General features: G+C 68.4%; 18 protein-coding genes and 1 riboswitch. Of the genes, 7 read left to right on the forward strand and 11 right to left on the reverse strand.

Annotation, left to right across the window (positions count from 1 at the left end):
• Positions 1-67 precede the first annotated feature (67 nt).
• The gene (locus tag B4E96_RS09135) at positions 68-385 is read left to right on the forward strand and encodes a helix-turn-helix domain-containing protein (protein ID WP_286957285.1); all 318 of its coding nucleotides are present in this window, start codon (positions 68-70) and stop codon (positions 383-385) included.
• Positions 382-1332, forward strand: coding sequence for an IS3 family transposase (locus B4E96_RS09140; RefSeq protein ID WP_165883257.1), 951 nt, complete (start codon positions 382-384; stop codon positions 1330-1332). Before B4E96_RS09135 ends, B4E96_RS09140 begins: the two co-directional genes overlap by 4 nt.
• Here B4E96_RS09140 and B4E96_RS09145 read toward each other — a convergent pair.
• The 4 genes from B4E96_RS09145 to B4E96_RS09160 form a co-directional block, all read right to left on the reverse strand.
• A complete protein-coding gene (locus B4E96_RS09145) occupies positions 1243-2772 on the reverse strand; it encodes a fibronectin type III domain-containing protein (protein ID WP_286957288.1) in 1530 nt (509 codons plus the stop codon). The genes B4E96_RS09140 and B4E96_RS09145 overlap by 90 nt on opposite strands.
• 140 nt (positions 2773-2912) lie before the next feature.
• Positions 2913-3701, reverse strand: coding sequence for an ABC transporter permease (locus B4E96_RS09150; protein ID WP_286957290.1), 789 nt, complete (start codon positions 3699-3701; stop codon positions 2913-2915).
• Positions 3702-3706: 5 nt separating this feature from the next.
• Positions 3707-5284, reverse strand: a complete 1578-nt coding sequence (locus tag B4E96_RS09155) for a serine hydrolase domain-containing protein (RefSeq protein ID WP_286957291.1) — start codon at positions 5282-5284, stop codon at positions 3707-3709.
• A complete protein-coding gene (locus B4E96_RS09160; RefSeq protein ID WP_286957292.1) occupies positions 5281-6732 on the reverse strand; it encodes an APC family permease in 1452 nt (483 codons plus the stop codon). Before B4E96_RS09160 ends, B4E96_RS09155 begins: the two co-directional genes overlap by 4 nt.
• A gap of 313 nt (positions 6733-7045) precedes the next feature.
• Between B4E96_RS09160 and B4E96_RS09165 the strand changes: the two genes are divergently transcribed.
• Both B4E96_RS09165 and B4E96_RS09170 read left to right on the forward strand, forming a co-directional pair.
• Complete coding sequence (locus B4E96_RS09165) at positions 7046-8257, forward strand: PLP-dependent aminotransferase family protein (protein WP_286957293.1); 1212 nt, start codon at positions 7046-7048, stop codon at positions 8255-8257.
• A 368-nt stretch (positions 8258-8625) separates the two neighbouring features.
• On the forward strand, positions 8626-8760 hold the full coding sequence (locus B4E96_RS09170; protein ID WP_286957294.1) for a hypothetical protein: 135 nt from the start codon (positions 8626-8628) through the stop codon (positions 8758-8760).
• Between the two features lie 12 nt (positions 8761-8772).
• On the opposite strand, the gene B4E96_RS09175 is transcribed toward B4E96_RS09170, so the two are convergent.
• The 4 genes from B4E96_RS09175 to gcvP all read right to left on the reverse strand — a co-directional run bounded on the left by B4E96_RS09175 (position 8773) and on the right by gcvP (position 15043).
• Positions 8773-10233, reverse strand: a complete 1461-nt coding sequence (locus B4E96_RS09175) for an L-serine ammonia-lyase (RefSeq protein WP_286957296.1) — start codon at positions 10231-10233, stop codon at positions 8773-8775.
• Between the two features lie 167 nt (positions 10234-10400).
• Positions 10401-10799, reverse strand: a complete 399-nt coding sequence (gene gcvH, locus B4E96_RS09180) for a glycine cleavage system protein GcvH (protein ID WP_207948747.1) — start codon at positions 10797-10799, stop codon at positions 10401-10403.
• Between the two features lie 84 nt (positions 10800-10883).
• On the reverse strand, positions 10884-12020 hold the full coding sequence (gcvT, locus tag B4E96_RS09185) for a glycine cleavage system aminomethyltransferase GcvT (protein ID WP_286957297.1): 1137 nt from the start codon (positions 12018-12020) through the stop codon (positions 10884-10886).
• Positions 12017-15043 carry an aminomethyl-transferring glycine dehydrogenase gene (gene gcvP / locus B4E96_RS09190; RefSeq protein ID WP_286957298.1) on the reverse strand — a complete coding sequence of 1009 codons (3027 nt, stop codon included), beginning with the start codon at positions 15041-15043 and terminating at the stop codon, positions 12017-12019. Before gcvP ends, gcvT begins: the two co-directional genes overlap by 4 nt.
• 140 nt (positions 15044-15183) lie before the next feature.
• A riboswitch (glycine riboswitch) is annotated at positions 15184-15272 on the reverse strand.
• A 288-nt stretch (positions 15273-15560) separates the two neighbouring features.
• Between gcvP and B4E96_RS09195 the strand changes: the two genes are divergently transcribed.
• Together B4E96_RS09195 and B4E96_RS09200 are read left to right on the forward strand one after the other, a co-directional pair.
• Positions 15561-16955, forward strand: a complete 1395-nt coding sequence (locus B4E96_RS09195; protein ID WP_286957299.1) for an MBL fold metallo-hydrolase — start codon at positions 15561-15563, stop codon at positions 16953-16955.
• A gap of 201 nt (positions 16956-17156) precedes the next feature.
• The gene (locus B4E96_RS09200) at positions 17157-18119 is read left to right on the forward strand and encodes an FkbM family methyltransferase (protein WP_286957300.1); all 963 of its coding nucleotides are present in this window, start codon (positions 17157-17159) and stop codon (positions 18117-18119) included.
• Between the two features lie 9 nt (positions 18120-18128).
• Here the strand turns inward: B4E96_RS09200 and B4E96_RS09205 are convergent, their stop codons facing one another.
• The 3 genes from B4E96_RS09205 to B4E96_RS09215 form a co-directional block, all read right to left on the reverse strand.
• Positions 18129-19796, reverse strand: a complete 1668-nt coding sequence (locus tag B4E96_RS09205; protein WP_286957301.1) for an amidohydrolase — start codon at positions 19794-19796, stop codon at positions 18129-18131.
• Positions 19797-19904: 108 nt separating this feature from the next.
• Positions 19905-20897, reverse strand: a complete 993-nt coding sequence (locus tag B4E96_RS09210) for an inositol monophosphatase family protein (protein WP_286957302.1) — start codon at positions 20895-20897, stop codon at positions 19905-19907.
• 17 nt (positions 20898-20914) lie between these two features.
• Entirely contained in the window at positions 20915-21235 is a 321-nt protein-coding gene (locus B4E96_RS09215) for a hypothetical protein (RefSeq protein ID WP_286957303.1), read from the reverse strand.
• Between the two features lie 281 nt (positions 21236-21516).
• On the opposite strand from B4E96_RS09215, the gene B4E96_RS09220 reads away from it, so the two are divergent.
• On the forward strand, positions 21517-24477 hold the full coding sequence (locus B4E96_RS09220; protein WP_286957304.1) for an FAD-binding and (Fe-S)-binding domain-containing protein: 2961 nt from the start codon (positions 21517-21519) through the stop codon (positions 24475-24477).
• The last annotated feature ends 6 nt before the right edge of the window (positions 24478-24483 follow it).

Consider the following 24483-nt stretch of genomic DNA (forward strand, 5'->3'; position numbering starts at 1 on the left):
TCGTGGGACTGTCGCGCGTCAGACTTAGTGGCAGGGCCGTTATGTAGGTCCTGAAGGAGAGTCAGAGATGGGTAGACCACCCTCGATTCCGGCGGTGAAGAAGACCCGGATAGTGCTGAGCGTGCTGGCCGGCGAGATGTCCATTGCCGAAGCGGCACGCAAGGAGAAAGTCAGTGAGCAGTCCATCGGACGGTGGAAGGCCGAGTTCCTGGAAGCCGGCAAGACCGCCCTGGTGGCCGGCAGGTCCGGACCATCCTCCCGAGAGGAACAGCTGGAGGCGGAGGTCGCCGAGCTGACCCAGGCCTTGGGCGAGGCGCACCTGGAGGCCAGGGTGTGGAAGAAGTCCGCGGAGGGCCGGCTGGGCCCTTCGAGGACCTCGAGGTGATCCGCGTGGAAGCGGGCATGTCGACCGCGAGGTTCTGCCAGCTCTTCGACATGCCCGAGCGGACCTGGCGCCGCTGGCAGGCCAAGGCCCGCACCGGGACGGCGGTGAAGGGACCGTGGCCGCAACCGGCACGGCAGGCCGCCAGGGAACTGGTGGTCAAGCACGCGCTGGCCCATCCGGCGTGGGGGCATCGGAAGATCTGGGCGATGGTCCGCCACGACGGGCATGTTGTTTCCGAGGCGACCGTGCTGCGAATCCTGCGCGACGAGGGGCTGATTCTGCCCGCGCAGTACCAACGGGAGCGACGGAAGCTGGCCGAGCGGCGCAAGGCCGCGTTCGCCACCGAGCCCTCAGGCCCGAACCAAGTCTGGCAGCTGGACTTCAGCGAGTTCGAGACCACCACCGGAGGGACCTGGCGGCTGGCCGGGTGCCGGGACTACTGGTCCAAGTACGAGCACCCCTTCCACGTTTCGCCCACCGGGAACCAGCACGACGCGATCGACGCGATCGAGTTGGCCCTGGCCGACTACGAGGCCATGTTCGGTCACCCGCTGGTCGAGGCCTGCCCGGTCGATCCCGAGACCGGTGAGCTGTTGCCCGTGGTGACCATCGTGACGGACAACGGCGGGCCGTTCCGGTCCTTCCGCTTCGAGTCCTTCATCGCCGCCCACCCCGAGCTACACCACGTGCGCACCCGAGTGAAGACCCCGGGGCAGAACGGGTCCCGTGAACGCGGCTTCGGCACGCTGAAGTACGAACGGCTCTACCTGGACGAGATTGACGACGCGATCGTGCTCGCCGAGCGGGCCGAGGACTACCGGATCGAGTACAACGAGCTCCGGCCCCACGAGGCCATCTCATGGAACCGGCCCAAGGAGGTGCACCTGGGCCTGGCCGACCCCACCACCCCGACATTCAAAACCAAGGAAATCCTGCCAACTACTTGACGCGGGACAGGACTGCTCGGCGATGATCTGCTCAAGGTAGGCGCGGTAGTCGTCGTAGCGGCCGCGGTCCTCGGTGCTGATGTTGAGGTGCAGGACGCCGTTGTACTTGAACCAGTAGGTGCCCTTGCTCGGGTCGCCGTCCCACATGTTCGGCTGGTGGAAGTGCTGGCCGTACAGTTCCTGGATCTTCGTGCGGTTGTAGTCGTGGTTGCCCAGGGTCTGTGCTGAGGCCTGGGTGCGCATCTGCTTCGGGTCGAGGTAGGCGCGGTATTCGCCGGCGTCACCGGCGTAGGTCTGCACCTGGTCGCCTGCCGAGTACATGAACTGGGCGTTCGGGTACATCTCGTTGGCCGCGTCGAGGGTGGCCTGCCAGCCGGCGCGGTCCTTCTCGACGTCGCCCGAGGCGCCGATCTGGGCGTCGCCCATGAACGTGAACTCGTGTTCGAGGGTGTCCTCGTAGACGCGGAACTGCTCGATGTCAGTCCAGCCGCCGGCCGCGGAGCCGACCCGGTAGGAGTAGGTGCCCGGCTTGAGACCGGTCAGGGTGGCGTGGACGTACTCTTCGCCAGCGACTGCGCTGGAGCCGCGGGTGACCGGGGTGGCGGTCTGCGCGTCGGCGGGCATCTCGGTGTGCTCACCGGCTGCGAACTGCACGGACTCATCGACACCGGAGGTGGTGAACCAGGAGACGGAGCGTTCGCTGGGGTCGGAGCCGATGCCCAGCAGCAGCGAGTGGTGCACCGGCTTCTCCTCCGGTGTGCTCAGGCTCAGGTCGGCGACGTCGAGGTAGATGTCGGAGCTGGTGGCCCGGCCCTGGTGAAGCTGGACGGCGATGGTGTTCTCACCGGCGGTGAGCACATCGGCGTCGATGTCGATGCGGCCGGTCTTCGGCGCCGAGGAGTTCGAGCCGCCGTAGACGAGATTGCGTCCCTCGCCATCGGCCGGATACTCGATGTCTCCGTCGTCGAAGCCTGCGACCTTCTCACCGTTGACGAAGACCGCAGCGGCGTCGTCGTAGAGCACCGAGCCCGTCAGCTGCTTGTCGCCTTCGAGATCAGCGGCGTCGACGTCGATGGTGGTGCGGAAGAAGAACGCCTCGTGGTTTTCGACCGTGCCGTCCTTGTACTGGGTAAGCAGGTTGTCCGGGGTGTGCCCGCCGGAGAGTGCCTTCTTCTCCCCGCGCAGGGCGCCGAAGCTGCCGGCAGCGGTCTGCCAGGCGGCATCGTCGAAGTCTGCGGCGGTCCAGTCGGTGCGGCCGGGAAGCCCATCGGCGGGGTCGGTGCCGTCATCGAGGTAGCGCCATTCGGTGGTGCGGCTGGTGATGAGCTCGGTGTCGGGGGCGGCTGCAGACGGGACTGCGGTCGCGGCGACACCGGCGCTGGCCAGGGCCAGGGACAGCAGTCCACCGCAGGCTGCGCGGAGGGATGTCAGTCGGATCATGTCTCTCATTTCGACTCAAGAGGCGTGCATTCGCTGGTGGGTGCTCGAAAAGCACCGTCTCGAGCCTGCTCGGCACGAACGAACTCTGAGTGAACGCCGGATGGAAACCGACAGAAACCTGAAAACCCCAGGTCAGAGGGTCAGCTGCGGGTTGCTGAGTGGGCCTGGTTGCGGTTGGCCATCTGGCGCACGGTGTCGGCCGGCAGCATGAGTGTCGGGGCCAGGGTGAAGGCGACGATGGTGGCCCCGACGGCACCGGCGGCCATGATGCCGGCGAGCACGACGATCTGGAAGCGGCCGGCCTCCAGGGGGCTGACGCCGCCGAAGATCGCGCCGACGAATGCGCCGGGCAGGGTGACGAGGCCGGTGGTCTTCGTCTGGTCGGTTGAGGGGATGAGTGCTTCGCGGACGGCTTCGCGGGCGATATCAAGAGTGGCCTGCCGGGGTGTGGCACCCAGTGCGAGCCAGCCTTCGACTTCCGGGAACCGGCCGGCGGTGCTCTGGGCGGTTCGGCGGCCGGCGAGGGTGACGGCGGTCATCGCGTTGCCGATGACGATGCCGCCGATTGCCAGCGCATACCGGGCTGATGGTTCGAGTGCACCGGTGAGGAAGATGACGGCCAAGGTGATGGCCACGCCTGCGGCCATCGCTCCTGCGACGATCCCGAAGCGGGTGAGCGTCCAGCCGATGCGCCGGGTGGCGGTGACGGCGGCGACGCTGAACATGACGGCAAGGGCCACGGCGACCCAGCGAGGATCGGTGATGACGCCGGCGAGGATAAAGCTGATCGCTGCCAGCTGCAGTGCGCCGCGGAACACTGCGACACCGGCGGCCCAGCGGTGGCGGACACCGGCAAGCGTCAGCACCGTGACCGCGACGGCGAGCAGCACGAGGACTGCGGTGATAGTCGGCCACAGCTGCTCGATCATCGGCGTCAGTTCCCGCCCGCGCGGGTCAGCTTCTGTGGTTGCGGCAGGGCGGTGACGGTGAGCTTCTGGATCTCACCGGCAGGGTTGAGCATCATCTCCACACGCCGGCCATGGGCGGTTCCCGGTCCGCCTTCTGCCCAGACTTCCCAGCGGGCTGACAGTGCGGTCAGCCACTCGACCTCAGCGGTGGTGCCATCAACGACTGGCGTGCCGACGTGGTCGCGGATGCGCTGCCATGCTGTGAGCCGTTCGGCACGCGGCATGTCGAGGTCCATGTTGGAGGAGAAGATGCGCTCGGCCTCAGCATCGTCGCCGGTGGCGATCATCGTCTCGGCCTGCAGCTGGCGGGTGCGGGCCAGTTCCGAGGCGGTGAAGCTGGTGATCGGTGTGACCGGGATGCTGACCGGCTGGGTGTCTGGTGCAGCTGAGCCGCTGGCCTTCTGTGCTGGGGTCAGCGGCACCGGCTGGGCGGCCGGCCACAGGTGTGAGTCTGGGTCGTGGTCGCGCTGGATGGCGAGCGCGGTGTTGAGTGCGCGGGTGGCGACGGCTTCGGCGGGGAAGTAGGTGAGGTTGGCCAGCACGATGACGCCGGCACCAGTGGCGGCGTGCCAGCGCATGTGCAGCCCGAAGCCGGGGTAACCACCCGAGTGCCCGGCCATGTGCCCGTAGCGGGTATCGAAGGAGCAGCGCAGCCCGTAGCCGTAGCCGATCGAGACGGCGTGCTCGTCACCGTGCTGGATGCTGATGGGCCGCTGGGTCTGCTGGAGATCGGCCAGCACCCGCCGCCAGGCACGGGCTTCCGCCTCGGTGCGCCCGAGGGCGCGGCAGGCATCGCCAGGCTCGGTCGAGGTCACCGCGTCGATGAGCGCTGCCACCCAGACGGCGACGTCGTCGACGGTCGAGGCGAGCCCGCCGATGGCCGAAAACGCTCCGGGCAGGCTGATCGGCTGCGCTTCGAGCTCCCCGTCGCTGGTGCGCCGGTAGCCGGTGACGAGCCGGTCGACATCGAGCTGGCGGACGTCGAACCCGGTCGAGGTCAATCCGAGAGGCGCGAGCAGGTGGAGGTGGACGACCTCGGTGAAGGCATGCCCGGTGGCGGCTTCGACGAAGGCGCCGAGCATCGCGTAGCCGTAGTTGGCGTACTCGTACCCGGCCCCGGCCGGGAAGTTCGCCAGTGCCTCCCCCTGCATGAGCCGCTGCATCTGGGAGATCGGCATCGATTCGAGCCGGTCGGCCCAGGGGTCGTCTGTGGGCAGACCGGTCGACATCGTCAGCGCATCTCGGATCGTCATCTCCGCAGCCCACTCACCGGCGCTCAGAGCCGGCAGCCAGTCGGCAAGCAGGTCATCGAGACTGGGTCTGCGGCCGATGACCGGGATGAGCCCGCGGCAGATGCCCAGCACCGCCGCGGCGGTGAAGGACTTCGTCATCGACGCGATCCGGTAGATCCGATCGGTGCCCTGTCCGGCTGCCAGCTGGCCGTCAGAGACGATGCCGTAAGACACCTCGGGAACGGATGCGGCGGCGGCCTCGTCCACCACCACCTCGCGGGCGGCGGTGAGTGCGTTGTCGGTCAGTCTCATGTGTTCTCTCCGCGGCATTGCTGGGCGGCGATCTCGTGGCGGTGCAGGTGGTCGTAGGAGTCGCCGAGGATGGCGTGCAAGCCCTCGGTGCGGTCGATCTGCTTGGCTCGGGCGACGGCGTACAGCACGGTGCCGATGGCGAACCAGACGCCGAGGATGATGTACTCGGCCGGCCACACGAGAGACGAGCTGGTGCCGGGTACGATCGCCCAGATGATGACGAGGAGTGCGCCGATGCCGCCGATGGCGGGCAGGAAGCCGAGCCGGGTGCGGTAGGGGCGTTCGAGTTCGGGGTAGCGGCGCGGGGTGAGGTACTTGGCGAGGACGACCATGAACCACACGATGCCGAGGTAGACGCCGCCGGTGTCGAGGAACCACACGACCGCGCCGGGTCCGAGCCACCCGAGGCCGAGCGTGATGGCGGCGGTAGCGATGAGGGCCTTGTGCGGGGTGCCGCGGCGATCGTGGATGTCGGCCAGCTGCGGGGGCAGCAGGTGGGCGCGACCCATCGCGACCATGATGCGGGAGCTGGCGACGAAGAGGCCGAGGAAGCTGGTGAGGAGTCCGAGGAAGGCGATGAGGTAGGCGCCGGCGCCGAGCAGCGGGAACCCGGCTTCGCGGAACGCCGCGACGGTGCCGAGGTCCATCTGGGCGACATCCTCCCATGGCAGCACCCAGGCGGTGGCGGCGAGCACGAGGCAGTAGAAGGTGCCGGCGGCCAGCACGGTGAGCACGACGGTGCGGCCGACCTTGCGGGCGGAGATCTTGGCGTCCTCGGCGAGCACGGCGACGAGTCCGAACCCGGCGAGGAAGGTCATGCCGGGGATGATGAAGCGCAGCGTGTCGGAGACCGGGGTTGAGTCGGGATAGTAGGCGGGGAAGAAGTTCTGCGGTGAGCCGGTGGAGAATCCGACGACGACGAGCGCTGCGCCGATGATGACGATGGCGGCGAACATCGCCAGCTGCACCTGGGCGCCGATCTCGATGCCGAACCAGTTGAGTGCGAAGAACAGCGCAGTGAGCGCGATGCCGACGAGCAGCACCGGCAGGTACACGGTCTCGTCGTTGATGGTGTAGAGCGGGATGGTGTTGAAGACAGGGAAGAAGTTGCCGAGCAGGAACCCGAAGGCGGTGACGTAGAAGGCGAGCGAGGAGACGTAGGCGCCCAGCAGCATCCAGCCGGTGAAGAACGCCGCCCCGCGGCCCATCGAGGTGTAGGAGTAGACCACCTCGCCGCCGGCGCGCGGGAACGTCGTCGTCAGCTCCGAGTACGCCAGCGCCACGCATGCGGCGAGCAGCACGCCGGCCGCCAGGCCGAAGACGACTCCGCCGGCGCCGTATTCGCCGAACAGCGTCGAGTTCGTGTAGATCCAGCTTGTGCCGACCACACCTGCTACGCCGAATGCGAGCAGCTGCAGCATGCCGAGGGATTTCTTCAGCTCTGCCATCGCGTCCTCATCGCTGTCCGTTCTGGTCCGCGTCCGCCGCTGTCGGGGGATGCCTGCCGCCTATCGTGCCACACACCGCAGACAACCCGGCCCGACAACATGCCAGCATCCGAATCGGAGTCCTGCCCGCACCCGCCTGCCCGCTCCGCACACACCGGCCGCGTATCACTCTGAGAGACAAACACCGTGTCCAGAGGGAATCCAGACAGCAGGACACAGTTTCGCCGTCTCCTTTTTGGCACCGGGCGACAGCCGCAGAAAATCCGGCAGGGCGGGGTCGTCGGAAGCCCGTTTCCGGTTCTACGATGTCCCCATGACACCACTGCGCCACACCCTCAACCACCACGTCATGGCGGTGGGTGAGTCCCCCATCCGGCGGCTGTTCGAGATCGCCGCCGACCCCTCCATCATCAGCTTCGCCGGTGGTCATCCGGCCCAAGAGCTCTTCGACGTCGCAGGGCTCTCGGCCGCATACGCCCATGTCTTCGCCACCGCTGGCCCGCGGGCCATGCAGTACGGTTCGACCGACGGCGAACCGGAGATGCGCGAGGCGGCTGCCGCCCGCCTCCACGAGGCCAATGCGCCGACCGCAGCCCACGACATGATGATCACCTCCGGTTCGCAGCAGGGGCTGGGCCTCATCGCCCAGGCCGTCTTCAACCCCGGTGATGTCGTGCTCGTCGAAAGCCCCACCTACATGTCCGCACTCCAGGCCTTCGCCGTGCAGGGCGTGGAGTTCAAGGCCCTCGACCGCGATGAGGCCGGCATCGTGCCCGAGGCACTGGCGGCGGCGATCCAGATGTGGAACCCCAAGGCCGTCTATCTCATCCCGACCTTCCAAAACCCCACCGGCATCTCGATGCCGGCTTCGCGCCGCCAGCAGATCGCTGATGTGCTCGCCGGTTCCGATGTGTGGCTCATCGAAGACGACCCGTACTCCGAGTTGCGCTTCACCGACGACATCCAGACCCCGATCAGCGCCGATCCGCGCTTGGACGACCGTTCGCTGCTGCTCGGCAGCCTCTCGAAGGTCCTCTCCCCCGGCGTTCGGATCGGCTGGATCCGCTGCCCGGACGCTGAGCTGCGCGAACGCATCGGCGTGACGAAGCAGGCCACCGCCCTGCAGACCTCGACGATCGACCAGCTGGCGGCCGCCCACTACCTCAGCACGCACGATATGGAGGAGGTCCTCACCCCGGTGCGCGCGGAGTACAAGGCGCGGATGCTCACGCTCGTCGAGGAGCTCTCAGCTGTGCTGCCGGAAGGTTCGCTGATGAACCAGCCGGCCGGCGGGATGTTCGTGTGGGCCCGTCTGCCGGAGGGCTACGACACGCAGGAGCTCGTCTTCGCAGCCGCGCAGGCCGGCGTCCTCTACGTGCCCGGTCCGCCGTTCTACGTCGCCGACCCGGATCCGCGCACCCTGCGGTTCTCGTTCGTGTCCAATGACGTCGAGACGACCCGCGAAGGTGTGCGCCGCCTGGCCACGGTGCTCAAGGACGCCCGCCCACTGGCCGAGATCGCATAACCGCCTGCCCTCAGCCTTCGCCGGTCAACGGCCGTTGCCGAGGCGGTGGCTGCCGTTGCCGTGGCGGTGGTCGCCTGCTTCCGGCGTGCTGAGGCGCGACAGCAGCAACGGGCGTCCGAGATTCAGCAAAAGTTGGCGGAGCCCAACATACTGTTGAGCTCATGCCCTTGAGCATCCAGTTGCTGCCGGTCTTAGCTTGTTCCATGGCAGTGTGATGTACCTGAGGTCTGGAGTCCCATCTCGCACTCGGCGCGATTCCTGCTCTCGCTCTCGGCGTCGACCGCAACATCACGATGCACCGCCTCGTTGATGTGTCTCCTCGCAGACGGATCCACCTCATCTCCCGGAGCAGCGACCAGAATCCGCTTGTGGCTGAAGCAGAGCAGGTGATTCTCGACTCCGCAGACCATTTTGTGGACTGGACACGAGAGGGTTTCGAAACCTATGAGGTTGACCATCCGCTCGCGGCCTGTCTGCACAGCGGCAGCAAACCCGTGAGGTGAGCTGCCGCCCGGTCAGCACTCGACGACGTTGACGGCCAGTCCGCCGAGTGCCGTCTCCTTGTACTTGTGGCTCATGTCCTCACCGGTGGCCTTCATCGTCGCGATGACCTCGTCGAGGCTCACCCGGTGCTCACCATCGCCGAACATCGCCATCTTCGCCGCATTGATCGCCTTGCCGGCTGCGATCGCGTTGCGTTCGATGCACGGCACCTGGACGAGCCCGGCGATCGGGTCGCAGGTGAGGCCGAGGTTGTGCTCCATGGCGATCTCAGCGGCGTTCTCGACCTGTTCGGTGGTCCCGCCCATAATCTGGGCGAGCGCCCCGGCAGCCATCGAAGACGCTGATCCGACCTCACCCTGGCAGCCGACCTCAGCACCGGAGATCGAGGCGTTCTCCTTGTACAGCACGCCGATCGCACCGGCGGTGAGCAGGAACTTCACGATCGCGTTCTCCCGGGCGTTCGACGAGGCCGGGGCGTCGGCCACCTCGGGAACGTAGTTGAGCGCATAGTATAGCACGGCCGGGACGATCCCGGCGGCCCCGTTGGTGGGGGCGGTGACGATCCGTCCGCCGGAGGCGTTCTCCTCGTTGACGGCCAGGGCGATGAGGTTGACCCACTCCTGGTAGAAGTGCGGGTCGCCGCTGGGGTCCTGCTCCTTGAGCTTGAGGTACCAGTCGTGGGCGCGGCGGCGGACTTTGAGACCGCCGGGCAGGTTGCCGGAGCGGTCGAGGGAGTTCATGACGCACTGGTCCATGACGCCGTAGATGTGCAGCAGCCCGCGGCGGATATCGGGCACCGAGCGGTGGACCTTCTCGTTCTCCAGCATGATCTCCCAGATCGCCAGCCCGGTCTCCTTGCTGATGCGCAGCAGGTCAGCACCGGTGCTGAACGGGTAGGGGATCTGCGGGCCCTCGTCGTGGGCGGCCGCAACGGCGGCGAGCTCATCGGCGGAGACGTCTGCGTCCTCGGGATGCTCCTTGCGCGCCTCGGCGATGAGCGCTTCCTCCTCGGACTGGCTGACGACGAAGCCGCCGCCGATCGAGAAGTACGTCTCCTCGGCGATGACCTCGCCGGCGGCGTCACGGGCAGCGAGTGTGAGGCCGTTGGTGTGGCGTTCGAGCACGGTCAGCGGGCGCTGGCGCATATCGTCGACGCCGAAGGCGATCTCCTTGCGGTCGCCGAGCAGCAGTCTGCCGGTCTCGTGCATCCGGGCGGTGCGTTCGTCGACCTCATTGGGTTCGACGGCTTCGGGCTGGCAGCCCTCCAGGCCGAGCAGGATCGCATCGAAGGTTCCGTGGCCGGCGCCGGTGGCGGCCAGGGAGCCGTAGACGTCGACATCGAGGGAGGCGACGTCGTCGATGCGCTCACCGATGAGCTCGACGAAGGTCGCCGCGGCTCGCATCGGCCCGACGGTGTGGGAGCTGGAGGGGCCGATTCCGACGGTGAACAGGTCGAATACGCTGATCGCCATGGTGACACCAACTTTCGCTCAGGGGGGCAGCGCTGCCCAGGAATGGGTTCCCGGCAGGTCGCCGGGCCGGCCGGACGCAGAGTGCGCGCTGGGCCGGGATGGGTGCCGCCGCCGAGGTGTAGCGGCGGCACCCAGCCGATCAGACGTGGCCGATCAGACGTGGCCGGTCAGATGTGGTTGGCCTCGGCGTATCCGGCGGCGTCCATGACCTCGCCGAGCTCGGTGGCGTCGACTTCGAACAGCCAGCCCTCACCGTACGGGTCGGAATTCAGCAGTCCGGGGTTGTCGTCGACGTTGTCGTTGACGGCGGTGACGGTACCGGTGACCGGGCAGTACAGGTCGGAGACCGACTTGGTCGACTCGACCTCACCGCAGGTCTCACCGGCGGTGACGGTGTCACCGACGGCGGGCAGGTCGACGAAGACGACCTCGCCGAGGGCGTCGGCGGCGACAGCGGTGATGCCGATGCGCACGGTGTTGCCGACGATCGCGTCAGCCGTGGCGTTGACCCATTCGTGTTCCTTCGAATAGGTGAAGTCCTGTGGCAGCGGAGGCAGTTCAGCCATGATGAGTTCCTTTCAGGTGGATGAGGTTGTGGCGGCAGTCAGGTGGTGTCAGCCGTGCAGCGGTGGCCGGTGCAGGTGCGCCGGTCACTTCTTCCGGCGGTAGAACGGCAGTTCGGTCACGGTGAAGTCATAGGACTTTCCGCGGATGTCGACGCTGACCGCGGTTCCGGGTTCGGTGTGCTCCCGGTCGAGGTAGGCCAGCGCGATCGGGTGGCCGAGCGTTGGGGACGGCTGACCGGAGGTGATCTCGCCGATCTGCTCGCCGTCCAGCAGCACGGTCGCGCCCTGGCGGGCGGCGCGCCGGCCCTGTGAGGTCAGGCCTGCGAGCACGCGGGCCGGCTGCTGGGTCAGCAGTCCTTCGAGTGCTTCGCGGGCGAAGAGGTGCTCTTTGTTCTTGACGTTGAGTTCGACCATCCGCGACAGTCCGGCATCGAGCGGGCTGTGCTCGAGGCTGAGCTCGTTGCCGTACAGCGGCATGCCGGCTTCCAGGCGCAGCGAGTCGCGGGCGGCCAGACCGCACGGCAGCACCTCGCCGTCGACCTTCTCGGCCGCGGAGAAGAGCAGCTCCCAGATCGCCTCGGCCGAGGCGTTGGGCAGGTAGAGCTCGAAGCCGTCCTCACCGGTGTAGCCGGTGCGGGCGAGCATGATCTCGACCCCGTTCAGGGTCAGCGGCTGCCAGGCGTAGTAGCCGAGCTCATCGAGCGACCCGCCGCCCCCGCCGGCGGCTTCGAGAATCGCCTGGGACTCAGGCCCCTGCACGGCGATGAGGGCGGTGTCTGCTGACTCGTCTGCCACCTCGGCGGCGGCATCGGGGACGATCTCGGTGCGGAACTCCTCGGCCCTAGCCTGCAGCGCTTCGACGACCGCGGGGGTGTTCGAGGCGTTGGGCACGACGAGGAACTCGTCGTCGGCGATCCGGTAGGTGACGAGGTCGTCGACGAGCCCGCCGGCGGCGTCGACGAGGACACCGTACTTCGCCTTGCCGACGGGCATCGAGGAGTACTTCGCCACGAGCGCGTAGTCGAGCAGCGCGCCGGCATCGGCACCGGTCACCCGCACTTCGCCCATATGGGAGAGATCGAAGATGCCGGCGGCCTCGCGCACCGCACGGTGCTCGGCGAGTTCGGAGCCGTACTTCAGCGGCATGTCCCAGCCGCCGAAGTCCGTGAACGAGGCGCCGAGGCGGGCGTGGACGTCATGGAGTGGGGTGTGCTTGGTCATGCGTTGTCACCTTTCGCATCGGCGGCATCGGCAAGCTCCGCCTCGGTGTCGGAATCGGTTTCGAATGCCTCCGGCGGCGGGCAGGAGCACACGAGGTTGCGGTCGCCGTAGGCGCCGTCGATGCGGCGCACCGGGGGGAAGTACTTCGTCAGCTTCAGACCCGGTACCGGGAACACGGCGGTCTCGCGGCTGTAGGCGGCGTCCCAGTCATCCATCACGCAAGTGGCGGTGTGCGGGGCGGCGGCCAGCGGCGAGGCCTCGTAGGAGTACTCGTCGCCGATCGCGTCGATCTCACCGCGAATCGACTTCATCGCAGTGATGAAGCGCTCGAGTTCGCCGAGGTCCTCGCTCTCGGTCGGTTCGACCATCAGCGTGCCGGCGACCGGGAAGGCCAGGGTCGGGGCGTGGAAGCCGTAGTCGATGAGCCGCTTGGCGACGTCCTCGGCGGTGACACCAGTCTTAGCGGTGATCTCGCGCAGGTCGAGGATGCACTCGTGCGCCACCAGTCCGCTCTCACCGGTGTACAGGGTCGGGAACTCCTCGGCCAGGGCGTGGGAGACGTAGTTGGCGCTCAGCAGCGCGGTCTTCGTCGCCTCGACGAGTCCGTCGGGTCCCATCAGCTTGAGGTAGGCCCAGGAGATCGGCAGCACGCCGGCCGAACCGTACAGCGAGGCGCTGACCGGCAGGTCGAGGCTGTCGCGCTCACCGGCGACGAGCTCAGCCGAGCGCGGGTCGCCGGGCAGGAACGGGGCGAGGTGCTCGCGCACGGCGACCGGGCCGACGCCGGGTCCGCCGCCGCCGTGCGGGATGCAGAAGGTCTTGTGCAGGTTGAGGTGCGAGACGTCGCCGCCGAACTCGCCGGGCTGGGCGAGGCCGCACAGCGCGTTGAGGTTCGCGCCGTCGACGTAGACCTGGCCGCCGGCGTCGTGGACCTTCTGGCAGACCAGGCGCACATCGGATTCGTACACGCCGTGAGTCGACGGGTAGGTGATCATGATGCCGGCGAGCGTATCGCGGTGCTTGTCGATCTTCGCATCGAGGTCATCGAGGTCGATCGAGCCGTCGGCAGCCGTGCCGACGACGACAACCGAGAGTCCTGCCAGCACGGCGGAGGCGGCGTTGGTGCCGTGGGCCGACTGCGGAATGATGCACACGCGACGCTCGGGCTGGCCGTTGGACAGGTGGTAGCCGCGGATCGCGAGCAGGCCTGCGAGCTCGCCCTGGGAGCCGGCGTTGGGCTGGATGGAGACCTGGTCGTAGCCGGTGATCTCGACGAGCATGTCGTTGAGTTCGCCGATGAGCTCCCGCCAGCCGGCCGTCTGCGATTCAGGCGCGAACGGGTGGATGGTCGCGAACTCCGGCCAGGTGATGGCCTCCATCTCGACAGCGGCGTTGAGCTTCATCGTGCACGAGCCCAGCGGGATCATCGTCCGGTCGAGGGCGAGGTCGCGGTCGGCGAGCGTGCGCAGGTAGCGCATCATGAGCGTCTCGGAGCCGTAGGTGTTGAACACCGGGTGCGTCAGGAAATCGGTCTCGCGGTGCAGCGACTCAGCCCACTTCGGGGCCGGCACCTGGGCGGGCCCGAAGCCGCCCTGGCCGGCGCCGCCTGCCCCGGTGGTTCCCGCGCCCGAGGTGCCGAGCACGTCGTCATCGAGCCGCGCCTCGATGCCGAGGGCAGAAAGCACGGCGTTGGCGTCGGCAGGCGTGTGGGGTTCGCCGAAGGAGACGGTGACGTGCTCGTCATCGTAGCGGCCGAGGTTGACACCTTCCTTATCGGCGGCGGCGATGGCGGCACCGGCGTCGGGCACGCGCAGGGTGAGCGTGTCGAAGAAGTCGGCGGTGGCCACTCTCACCGCACCCGAGGCGGCGGAGCCTCCCGAGGTGCCGACCGCCTCGGCGAAGGCGGTGGCGAGGCGGTGGATGCGCGAGGCGATCTTCGCAAGTCCGACCGGGCCGTGGTAGACGGCGTACATGCCGGCGCACACGGCCAGCAGCGCCTGGGCGGTGCAGATGTTGGAGGTGGCCTTCTGGCGGCGGATGTGCTGTTCGCGAGTCTGCAGGGCCAGGCGATAGGCGGGCTTGCCGTCGGCGTCGACGGACACGCCGACCAGGCGACCGGGCAGCATGCGCTTGAGCTTCTCGGTCACGGCCATGAAGCCGGCGTGCGGGCCGCCGAAGAACAGCGGCACGCCGAAGCGCTGGGCGGAGCCGACGGCGATGTCGGCACCCTGGGCGGCCGGCTCCTTGAGCATGGTCAGCGCCAGCAGGTCGGAGACGAAGGTGACGAGGGCGCTGCGCTCCTTGGCGGTGGCGACAGCGGAGTCGAAGCTGCGGATCGCTCCGGAGGTGCCCGGCTGGGAGCACACGATGCCGAAAACATCTTCGCCGACGAGGCCTTCGGAGAGGTCGGAGACCTGGACTTCGAAGTCCATTGCCCGGGCACGGGCGCGGACGACGGCGATGGTCTGCGGGTGGGTCTCGGAGTCGAGGACGACGACCGAGCCCTTCTTGTTGGCCCGGCGCATGAGCAGCACCGCCTCGGCGACGGCGGTGGCCTCATCGAGCAGGGAGGCGTTGGCGATATCGAGGCCGGTGAGATCCTGGACGACGTTCTGGAAGTTCAGCAGCGCTTCGAGCCGGCCCTGGGAGATCTCGGGCTGGTACGGGGTGTAGGCGGTGTACCAGGCGGGGTTCTCGACGACGTTGCGGCGGATCACCGCGGGCATGATCGTGTCGTAGTAACCCTGCCCGATCATCTGGGTGCGCATGACGTTCTTGCCGGCGAGCTCCTTGAGTCGGGCGAGGACCTGGGTTTCGGTCAGCGCGGCATCGAGGCCGAGGGCGCGCTCCTGGGCGATGTTCTTCGGCAGCGCGGCTGCGGCGAGTGCATCGAGGGAGTCGTAGCCGAGGGCCGCGAGCATCTGCTCGACCTGTGCGGCGCGCGGGCCGATGTGCCGGTCGGAGAACGGCCGGGGCGCGTCTCCGGCGGCGGGAGTCGTATGGGCAAGGGAACCAGTCGTCATGCTTATCCTCACGCTGCTTGGTCCGTCGCGGTGACGAACACACGAGTGCCGGGTGTTCCTCCCCGCTCTGTCAGACCAGCGCGGGGTGTGTCCCTGCGCCGAGGCGGCGGTTGCCCGCCAGCTGGTACCTCCAGAGGTGCCTGCATGCTCCGGTACTGGGCCTGAGAGTTTCCCGGGGAGGGAATTGCACCTACGGCGCCGCCGGCGGCGGCTCTCCCGAAACATGTCGTTGCGGCTGTGATGAGTCTACACAAATCCGCAGGCCGGCGACAGGGTCCCGCGTGCCGGCAGGTGGCCGTGCCATTGCAGCCGGTGGGCAGGGACAGCCCAGGAGCCGTAAATGTCTGGTCATTACCCTCCAGCGCCGATACACTGAGAGCAACCGGCCATGCAGGCACGGCCCTGCCCCCTCCGCAGCGCATCCAGGAATACCCCGAGGGGTATCATTGTTGTGGCGCAGGAAAGCGAAACCGTGATCAACCTCCGGCCCGCGCAGCGGGACGGACGAGGAGGACACATGCTCATCGAACGGATCTACGACGAGGACCTGGCGCAGGCCGCCTACTTCATCGGCTGTCAGGCCACCGGCGAGGCAATCGTCGTCGACGGCCGACGCGACGTCGAGTTCTTCCAGGAGTACGCCGCGAAGAACAACATGGCGATCAAGGCCGTGACCGAAACCCACATCCACGCCGACTACCTCTCCGGCACCCGCGAACTGGCTGAGGCCACCGGCGCGAAGATGTACGTCTCCGGCGAAGGCGGCCAGGACTGGCAGTACGGCTTCGAAGCCGAGCGCCTGAATGACGGTGACACCATCACCGTCGGCAACCTCACCCTCGAAGCCGTCCACACCCCCGGCCACACCCCCGAGCACCTGAGCTTCCTGCTCACCGACGGCGGCTTCACAGATGAGCCCGGCTTCCTGATCTCCGGCGACTTCGTCTTCGTCGGCGACCTCGGCCGGCCCGACCTGCTCGACGAGGCAGCCGGCGGCGTCGACACCCGCTTCCAGGGCGCAAAGGACCTCTTCCGCAGCCTCAAGGAGAAGTTCATGCCGTTGCCGGACTACATCCAGGTGATGCCGGCGCATGGCTCCGGCTCGGCCTGCGGCAAGGCGCTCGGCGCTGTGCCGACATCGACGGTCGGCTACGAGAAGGCCTTCGCCTGGTGGGCCAAGCACGTCAAGAACGACGACGAGCAGGGCTTCATCGACGAGCTGCTCGACGGCCAGCCGGATGCGCACGCCTACTTCGGGCGGATGAAGCGGGAGAACCGCGACGGCCCGAAGGTCATGGGCGGCCGCCAGCCGCTGACCGAGCTCGACCTCGCGCAGGTCGCCAAGGACTTCGAGGCAGGCAAGGTCGTCATCGCCGACACGCGGACGCCCGATGAGATCCACGACGGCACCGTCAAGGGCGCGCTCGCCATCCCGGCGAACAAGCCGGCGACCTACGGCGCCTGGTCGTATGACCCCGAGGCGGAGTCGACGCCGATCGTGCTGCTGGCACCTGACGCCGCTGAAGCTCAGCGCATCTGGGATCACCTGGTGCGCGTCGGCATCGACGACGTGTCTGGCTACATCACCTCGCTGGACACGCTGGCCGACTACAAGCCGGAGGTCATCTCCCCGGCCGAGCTCGACCACACCGACTACGACCTGCTGCTCGATGTGCGCAACAAGACCGAGCACGCCGAGGGCCACATCCCCGGTTCGGCGCAGCTGAATGTCGGCCGCCTGCTGTGGAACCTCGACGAGCTGCCTGCAGACGGCACGATCGTGAGCTACTGCCAGTCCGGCATGCGCAACACGGTCGCAGCACAAGCGCTGCGCCGCGCCGGCTACGAGGTCATCGAGATCGACGGCAGCTTCGAAGGCTGGTCGAACTGGAAGCGCTCCGCCACCGCCTGATCAGCCCACCGGCACCTGAACACCTCAGGTGAGCAAACGGAATCGACAGCCTCCCCGCACCCACGGTGCGCCGGGAGGCTGTCGCCGTCTCCGCCTCGGGCGCGGTGGCACACCTGTCGCCGGGACCACCGGACACCTGTCGCCGGGACCGAGAGTCGATAGACTGGCAGGATCAGGCCCCAGCACCAGGAGCTGACACCCATGGGTGACTACCGGCGCACGTTCCTCGGCCGACGCCAGCAGTGGTTCGGTCTCAAGCCTGCGGCCAAGCGCGCGCTCGCCAGCCCGCTCCTCCACCCGCTGCTCAGGCCGGCCACCCGGCTGCCGGGCATCACCATCGGCCGCCTGCCGGCGCCGGCCCACCTGACCGAGGTGACCGGCCGGGTGCGGACACTCGGGGCACCGGATGATGCGGCGGAGTTCGTGCTGCTGCGCCCCGATCGGTGCGAGATCGCCAAGGAGATGTACTGGGGCGCCGGCCGCCGGACCTCAGCTGCCGATGCCTTCGCCCTCGACCTCATGGCCACCCGTGCGGCCGACGCCGAGGTGTTCCTCGACATCGGCGCCTATACCGGCATCTTCTCCCTCGCCCTGGCTGCTGCCCACGCTGACCTGGAGATCCACGCCTTCGAGATGGTGCCCGCGGTCGCCGATGCGTGCCAGGCCAACATCGAGCGCAACGGCTTCGGTCAGCAGATCGCCCTGCACCGGATCGGGGTCGGCGACCCGGATGTCGTGCTCAGCGTGCCGTGCGGGGACGGCGGGTCGGCGCTGCCGTCGTTCTACTCGGTCGACATGGAGTTCTCCTCCGGGACCGAGGTGTCCTGCCGCAGCCTCGATGGGTTCGCTGAGCAGTTCGGTCCTGGGGATCGCGTGCTGCTCAAGGTCGATGTCGAGGGCGCGGAGAACACTGTCTTCGGCTTCGGCCAGCAGCTGCTGGCCGCCCACCGCCCGGAGATCCTGTGCGAGGTGCTGCCGGCCCGCGCGCAGCCGCGCGAGCTCGAGAAGCTGCTGGCCCCGCACGGGTACTCCTACTATCTGGTGGGCGAGGGCGTGCTGGAGCACCGGCAGCGGATCGTGCCCGATGAGGACTTCCGCGACTGGTTCTTCACCACCGCGACGCCCGGTGAGATCGCTGCCGCCGGTGTGCCGGTGCGGGACTGAGCCTGCGGTTCAGCGGGCGAAGGCGACCTCGCCGTTGACGATGCTGAGGTCGACCTGCAGATCGCGCACCGCACAGGCGTGCTCGAACAGCGCTTCCTCGGACTCGTACGTCCCGGTCATGCCGTCGGAGCCGGCGTGTCCGGTGATCGGGTCGGTGTCGACGACGATGAGGTCGGCGTCCATGCCCGACATGATCCGTCCGGACTGCTTCTCCCGCCCGGCCGCATATGCGGCACCGGCGGTGTGGGCTTCGATGGCGGCATAAGCGCTGATGCGCCGGTGCGGCTGGAAGGTCGTGGAAGGATCACCGCTGATGTCGGCCCGGGTCATCGCCGCGTAGATCGCCGCCCAGGGGTCGGAGGGCTCGACCGGCCCATCGGAGCCGAAGGCCACCGGCACGCCGGCAGCGGCCATCTCACCCCAGGCGTAGGCGGCCAGCTGCGGATCGGGCCTGAGCGCCTCCAGCAGGTGCAGATCGGAGATGCAGTGCCTGGGCTGCATCGAGGCGACGATGCCGAGTTCGGCGTAGCGGGCGATGTCATCGGGCTGGACGAACTGGACGTGCTCGATGCGGTGGCGCAGGCGCCGTGAGTAGATCCGCTCAGCCTCGCGGGAGATCGAACGGGTGCGGGCGAAGGCGGAGAGCACGTGGTGGTTGGCCTGATCGCCGATCGCGTGGATGGCCAGTGACAGCCCGGACATGAGCGCATCGGTGATCTGCTCGCACAGCACATCCTCGCTGGCGATCTCCATGCCGTAGTGATCGCAGGTGCCCGGATACGGGCTCGACATGTACGAGGTCTGGGATCCCAGCGCCCCGTCGGAGAACAGTTTGAGCCCACCGCGGGTGAACCACGCGTCCCCGTCGCCGGTGCGCCAGGCGATCCCCTTGGCCCAGTCGAGTTCGTCGAGGCGCAGGTACTTCACCACCCGCATGAGCTGGCCGCCGCCGGCACCGATCCCCTGTTCGCGCAGGGCCGCCCAGGTGCCCGAGGAGATCTGCCCGTCGATGTCGTGGATGCCGGTCAGGCCCTCGGACAGCCACTGCTGCTGGGCTGCGCGCATCCGCTGCATGCGCATCTCGATCGGCGGGGCGGGCACGAGGCGTTCGACGATCGTCGCAGCGTCCTCGCGCAGGATTCCGGTCGCCTGCCCATCAGCGTCGCGGACGATCTCGCCGCCGCGCGGGCTCGGGGTGTGCTCGTCGATCCCGGCCGCGCGCAGGGCCGCGCCGTTGCACCACAGCGTGTGGTAGTCGATCGACCACAGCGCCACCGGCCGATCCGGCAGGGCGGCATCGAGCAGCTCCCGGTCGGGCTGGCCGGAGGTCTCCCAGGTGTTGCAGTCCCAGCGCCCGCCGGTGACCCACACGCCCGGTGGCAGGGATTCGGCGTGGGTGCGCACCGCCTCGACGGCGTCCGGCAGGCTGCGCACCTGGCGCAAGTCGACCTCGGCGAGTGAGTCGGCGTACATCGTGGCGTGGATGTGGGCGTCGACGAGGCCGGGCAGCACGGTCTGGCCTCGGCAGTCGATGATGTCCGCGCCCGAGGTGGTGGCGCGCAGCTGCGCATCGTCACCGACAGCGGCGATGCGTCCTGCATCGATGAGGACGCCGGTGGCGTGGGGATGGGCCGGGTCGAGCGTGTGCACATTGGCACCGGTGAGGAGTGTGGGCACGGGTCTCCAGAGTCCGTCGGTCAGGGCTGGCCGGGCAGGCGAGCCTGCCGGCCGTCACTGCTCACGGTACTCCAGGCGGGGTGTGCGGCGGTGAGGGCGCACCGGTTCTCAGGGCTGACCGGTGCGCTGCTGGCGGTGGATCGCCTCGATCCGCTCGACGTCCTCGAGCGAGCCGGCGGCGATGCACAGGTCGCTGCCATCACCGGTGCCGTGGTGGTGGGAGGGCCTGCGGACGTGCAGGCCGGCCTCTTCGGCGATGAGGGCGCCGGCGGCGTAGTCGTACAGGCCCAGCCGGCGCTCATAGTAGACATCGACTCGGCCCGCTGCGGCCTGGCACAGGTCGATCGCAGCAGAGCCTGCCCGGCGCATGTCGTCGAAGCCCTCCATGACCTCGGGCAGCACCGCGAACTGCTCATCGCGCTGGGCGCGCGCGTAACCGAAGCCGGTGGCCACGAGCCGGCCGCGCTGGCCAGGGTTGCGACCCTGCAGACGGGTGAGCGGCACCTCGGGGCCGGGCTGACCACCGGAGTCATCGCTGACTGGTTGCAGGTCGCTGACCTGGCCTTCGAACATCCACGCGCCCTGACCGCGGCGGGCGAGGAAGACCTTGCCGAGCTCCGGGGCGGCGACGAGGCCGGCGAGCCAGGTGTCCGGACCGGTCGCGTCGAGGTCGCCTGGGTCGGGGGTTCGGACCCCGATGGAGAAGGCGTAATCTTCGATGCCGCGCACGAAGTTCACGGTCCCGTCGATCGGGTCGACATGCCAGTCCAGCGGCTGATCTCCGGCGGCAGCGCCGGCGGCCGGTGGGACGCCCAGTCCGGCGGCGATCTGCTCACCGCCTGCCACCTCGGTCACGGACAGCGCGGCGGCGTTCTCCTCGCCGGTCATCGCGTCACCGGGACGCCGGGAGGCCAGGTACCAGCGCACGAGTGCCTCGATCTCAGCGTCGGCGGCGGTGACGAGGTTGTTGCGGTCGCCCTTGGCCTCGACGTCGGCTGCGCTCAGCTCCTGACGCCAGTGCCGCATCCGGGCGGTGGCGATGTGGGCGGCGTCGCGGCAGAGGGCGAGCAGGGGGTCTGCGAGGAGATCGGCGGAGTCCACGCCTCCACCGTAGCGCCTCACAGCAGGGTGGGTCCGTTGAGGTTGTCCTTGCCGTCTTCCACTTTGGGGCTGGTGACGGCTGCGATGTCGCCGGCAGAGGAGAGGCTGGAGGGGTGTACGGCCTGGCGGGCGGAGTGCCGCCGGATGATCTCCTGGACCGCCTGGGAGGAGGTACCGGCCGCCTCAGCGATCGCCGCGTAGGTGACGCCCTCGTCCCGGGCTCTGAGGATCGCCGATACGTAGTTGGAATTCACACGTTGGCGCTGCTTTGCAATCCGGCGTACTGCCTGAACGACGGCCTTCTGTTCGGCCGTCAGTGCCCGGGGTCGGCGTGCCATGCTTCTAAATCTACCCACTTCAGTGCTGCATCGTCGACCGCCAGCTGCCCGTCGGGGAGCAGAGCCCGGCCTGCGGGAGGGAACCCGCGCGTGTTGCTGTTCGTCCGCCCGGCTACGGCCCGAGGCGACATCGGAACAGTCTGAGACACAAAGTATAACCAGACTGGGAGGTCGGTGCCACTCAGCCAGACGGGACGTTCGGTGCCGCCCGGAATCGACAGCAGACGCATCCATCATGCAGATTCCAAGCCGGGCCCGCTGCCGCCTGGCACAATGAGGCCATGGACGCCGACGCACCTGCCGCTGCACTCTCCCGCGAAACCACTGATTCCGAGGCGTCTGCCGCGCGCGTGAACGAGGTCGGCACCGCCCTGCGCGCGGCGGGCATCGCCGATGTGCGCACCGCGGCCGTCGAACGGGCCGCGTACTCCTCTGATGGTTCGCTCTTCCGTGTGGTTCCGGCTGCTGTGGTCTTCCCGCGCACCGCCGCCGAGGTGGGTCGGACGCTGAGTGTCGCACGGCGACTCGGGGTGCCGGTCACCTCGCGTGGGGCCGGGACGACGCTGGCGGGCAACGCGATCGGGCCGGGCATCGTACTGGACTTCTCTGTGCACATGAACCGAATCTTGGGCATCGATGCCCAGGAGCGCTCTGCCTGGGTGGAGCCAGGGGTGGTGCATGCCCAGCTGCAGGCGGCGGTCAAGCCCTACGGGCTGCGGTTCGGCCCGGATCCCTCGACGCATTCGCGGTGCACGATCGGTGGGATGATCGGCAACAACGCCTGCGGGCCGCGGGCGATGGGCTATGGGCGCACCGTCGACAACATCCTTGCGCTGCGTGTCATGCTCATCGATGGTTCGGTCGTCACGCTCACCGGTGATGACGGGGACGTCTTCCCGCGCCTGCGACAGCTGGTGAATAACCACCTCGGGCTCATCCGCACACAGCTGGGCACCTTCTCCCGGCAGGTCTCCGGGTATGGGCTCGAGCACCTGCTGCCGGAGAACGGCTGTGATGCCCGGCGGGCCTTCGCCGGTTCCGAGGGCACCTGGGGTGTGGTGCTGGCTGCGAAGATGCAGCTGGTGGCTGACCCGGCGCATGTCACTGCTGTGGTGCTCGGCTATGCGGATATGCCCACGGCTGCTGATGATGTGCCGGTGCTCTCGCAGTTCCCGGTCACCGCCTGCGAGGGGATGGACCGGCGGATGGTCGACCGGCTCATCGAGGAGAAGGGCCCGGATGCCGTCCCGCCGATGCCTGCCGGTGGCGGCTGGATGCTCGTCGAGCTCGCCGGTGACGATCCCGCAGCACTGGAGCGGCAGGCCGCTGAGCTCATCAATGCCTCCCATGCCGATGATGCGATGGTGCTGCCCGGGGAGGAGTCGGGCCCGGTCTGGAAGATCCGCGCTGATGGCGCCGGCCTGGTCTCGCGCACTCCGGATGGGCGGGACTGCCATGCCGGGTGGGAGGACTCCGCGGTCCCACCGGAGAAGCTGGGTGACTATCTGCGCGATCTCATGAGCCTGCTTGAGGAGCACGGCCTGTGGGCGCTGCCCTATGGGCACTTCGGTGATGGCTGCCTGCACATGCGCGTGGACTTCCCGCTTGATGCCGACGGTGGGCGGCAAGTGATGCGCGACTTCATGTTCGCTGCCGCCGAGCTCGTGGCCGCCTATGGCGGTTCGGTCTCCGGTGAGCACGGTGACGGCCGCGCCCGCGGTGAGCTGCTGGCGAGCATGTACTCCCCCGAGGCGATCGCGCTCTTCGCCGCCGTCAAGCATCTCTTCGACCCGCGCGGGCTGTTGAATCCCGGCATCATCGTCGATCCCGATCCGCTCGATGAGCGCATCCGCTTGGCCACCGTCCGGCCCGGGGACATGCCGCCGGCCCGCCGGGAGCTCGGCTTCTCCTTCGCCTCGGACAAAGGCGACTTCGCCACTGCCGTCCACCGCTGCACCGGGGTGGGCAAATGCCGAGCCGATGCCGCCGCCTCGGGAGCGGTCATGTGCCCGTCGTATCAGGCGACGAAGGACGAGAAGCACTCGACCCGTGGACGCGCCCGCGTGCTGCAGGAGATGGTCGACGGGCGGCTCGTCGACGGCGGCTGGCAGTCCCCGGAGGTGCATGAGGCGCTCGACCTGTGCCTGTCGTGCAAGGCCTGCGGTTCGGAGTGCCCGACCGGCACCGATATGGCGACCTACAAGGCCGAGGTGCTGCATCAGAGCTATCGCGGCAGGCTCCGGCCGATGGATCACTATGTGCTCGGCTGGCTGCCGAAGCTCGCCCGCCTGGCCGCCCCGATCGCCGGCATCGCGAACCTGCCGCAGCGACTGCCGGCACTCGGCCGGTGGGCGAAGAAGGCCGCGAACATCGATGTGCGCCGGCAGATCCCGACGTTCACATCCCTGCCGTTCACCCGCTGGTTCGCCCAGCGTGCCGGGGTCGAGCGGGTGATGCCAGCGGTGGATCAGGGTGCCCCGCAGCGGGTGGTGCTGTTCGCCGATACGTGGTCGAACTTCTTCGCCCCGAGGGTGCTCGCTGCCGCCGTCGAGGTGCTGCGCCACGCAGGTGTCGACGTGCACGTCATCCCGAGCACCGAATGCTGCGGGCTGACGTGGATCTCCACCGGTCAGCTTGATACCGCCCGTGCCAGCCTCACGTCTGCCGTCGCTGCTCTCGATGCCACCGCGCCCACCGCCTCGGGCACGGATGCAGGCGAGACCGGCGTGCCGATCATCGTCGTCGAACCCTCGTGTGCTGCCACCCTGCGTGAGGACGCCGAGCGGCTGCTCGGCACCGAGGCCGCCGCGCGGGTGGCCGGGCGGGTGCGCACGCTGGCGGAGTTCTTGCTCGATTCCGGCGCCGAGCTGCCCGACCTGACCGGGGTCTCGGCTGTGGTGCAGCCGCACTGCCATCACAGCGCGGTCATGGGATTCGCCGCCGACCGCGAGCTCATGACCCGGGCCGGGATGGACGTCGAGGTGCTCGGGGGCTGCTGTGGGCTGGCCGGGAACTTCGGGGTCACCGAGGGCCACTACGAGGTCTCCGAGGCCGTCGGCGAGGTCGCCCTGCTGCCGGCGGTGCGGACGGCCGAGCCGGAGACAGTGGTGCTGGCCGACGGTTATTCGTGCCGGACGCAGATCAGCGATCTGAGCGAGCGCAAGGGTGTGCACTTGGCTGAGCTGCTGGCCTCACGGCTGTCGCAGGACTGGCACACGCCGAGTGCCGCGGATCGGTACTGAGCTGGA

The sequence above is a fragment of the Brevibacterium sp. UBA7493 genome (assembly GCF_002479565.1).
Lineage (GTDB): Bacteria > Actinomycetota > Actinomycetes > Actinomycetales > Brevibacteriaceae > Brevibacterium > Brevibacterium luteolum.

Excerpts from the sequence above, each read along its gene's own strand:
- B4E96_RS09135 (WP_286957285.1), top strand. The coding sequence starts at position 68 with ATGGGTAGACCACCCTCGATTCCGGCGGTGAAGAAGACCCGGATAGTG.
- gcvT (WP_286957297.1), bottom strand. The coding sequence starts at position 12,020 with ATGACCAAGCACACCCCACTCCATGACGTCCACGCCCGCCTCGGCGCC.
- B4E96_RS09165 (WP_286957293.1), top strand. The coding sequence starts at position 7,046 with ATGACACCACTGCGCCACACCCTCAACCACCACGTCATGGCGGTGGGT.
- B4E96_RS09150 (WP_286957290.1), bottom strand. The coding sequence starts at position 3,701 with ATGATCGAGCAGCTGTGGCCGACTATCACCGCAGTCCTCGTGCTGCTC.
- B4E96_RS09220 (WP_286957304.1), top strand. The coding sequence starts at position 21,517 with ATGGACGCCGACGCACCTGCCGCTGCACTCTCCCGCGAAACCACTGAT.
- B4E96_RS09195 (WP_286957299.1), top strand. The coding sequence starts at position 15,561 with ATGCTCATCGAACGGATCTACGACGAGGACCTGGCGCAGGCCGCCTAC.
- B4E96_RS09200 (WP_286957300.1), top strand. The coding sequence starts at position 17,157 with ATGGGTGACTACCGGCGCACGTTCCTCGGCCGACGCCAGCAGTGGTTC.
- gcvP (WP_286957298.1), bottom strand. The coding sequence starts at position 15,043 with ATGACGACTGGTTCCCTTGCCCATACGACTCCCGCCGCCGGAGACGCG.
- B4E96_RS09160 (WP_286957292.1), bottom strand. The coding sequence starts at position 6,732 with ATGGCAGAGCTGAAGAAATCCCTCGGCATGCTGCAGCTGCTCGCATTC.
- B4E96_RS09155 (WP_286957291.1), bottom strand. The coding sequence starts at position 5,284 with ATGAGACTGACCGACAACGCACTCACCGCCGCCCGCGAGGTGGTGGTG.
- B4E96_RS09145 (WP_286957288.1), bottom strand. The coding sequence starts at position 2,772 with ATGATCCGACTGACATCCCTCCGCGCAGCCTGCGGTGGACTGCTGTCC.
- B4E96_RS09215 (WP_286957303.1), bottom strand. The coding sequence starts at position 21,235 with ATGGCACGCCGACCCCGGGCACTGACGGCCGAACAGAAGGCCGTCGTT.
- gcvH (WP_207948747.1), bottom strand. The coding sequence starts at position 10,799 with ATGGCTGAACTGCCTCCGCTGCCACAGGACTTCACCTATTCGAAGGAA.
- B4E96_RS09175 (WP_286957296.1), bottom strand. The coding sequence starts at position 10,233 with ATGGCGATCAGCGTATTCGACCTGTTCACCGTCGGAATCGGCCCCTCC.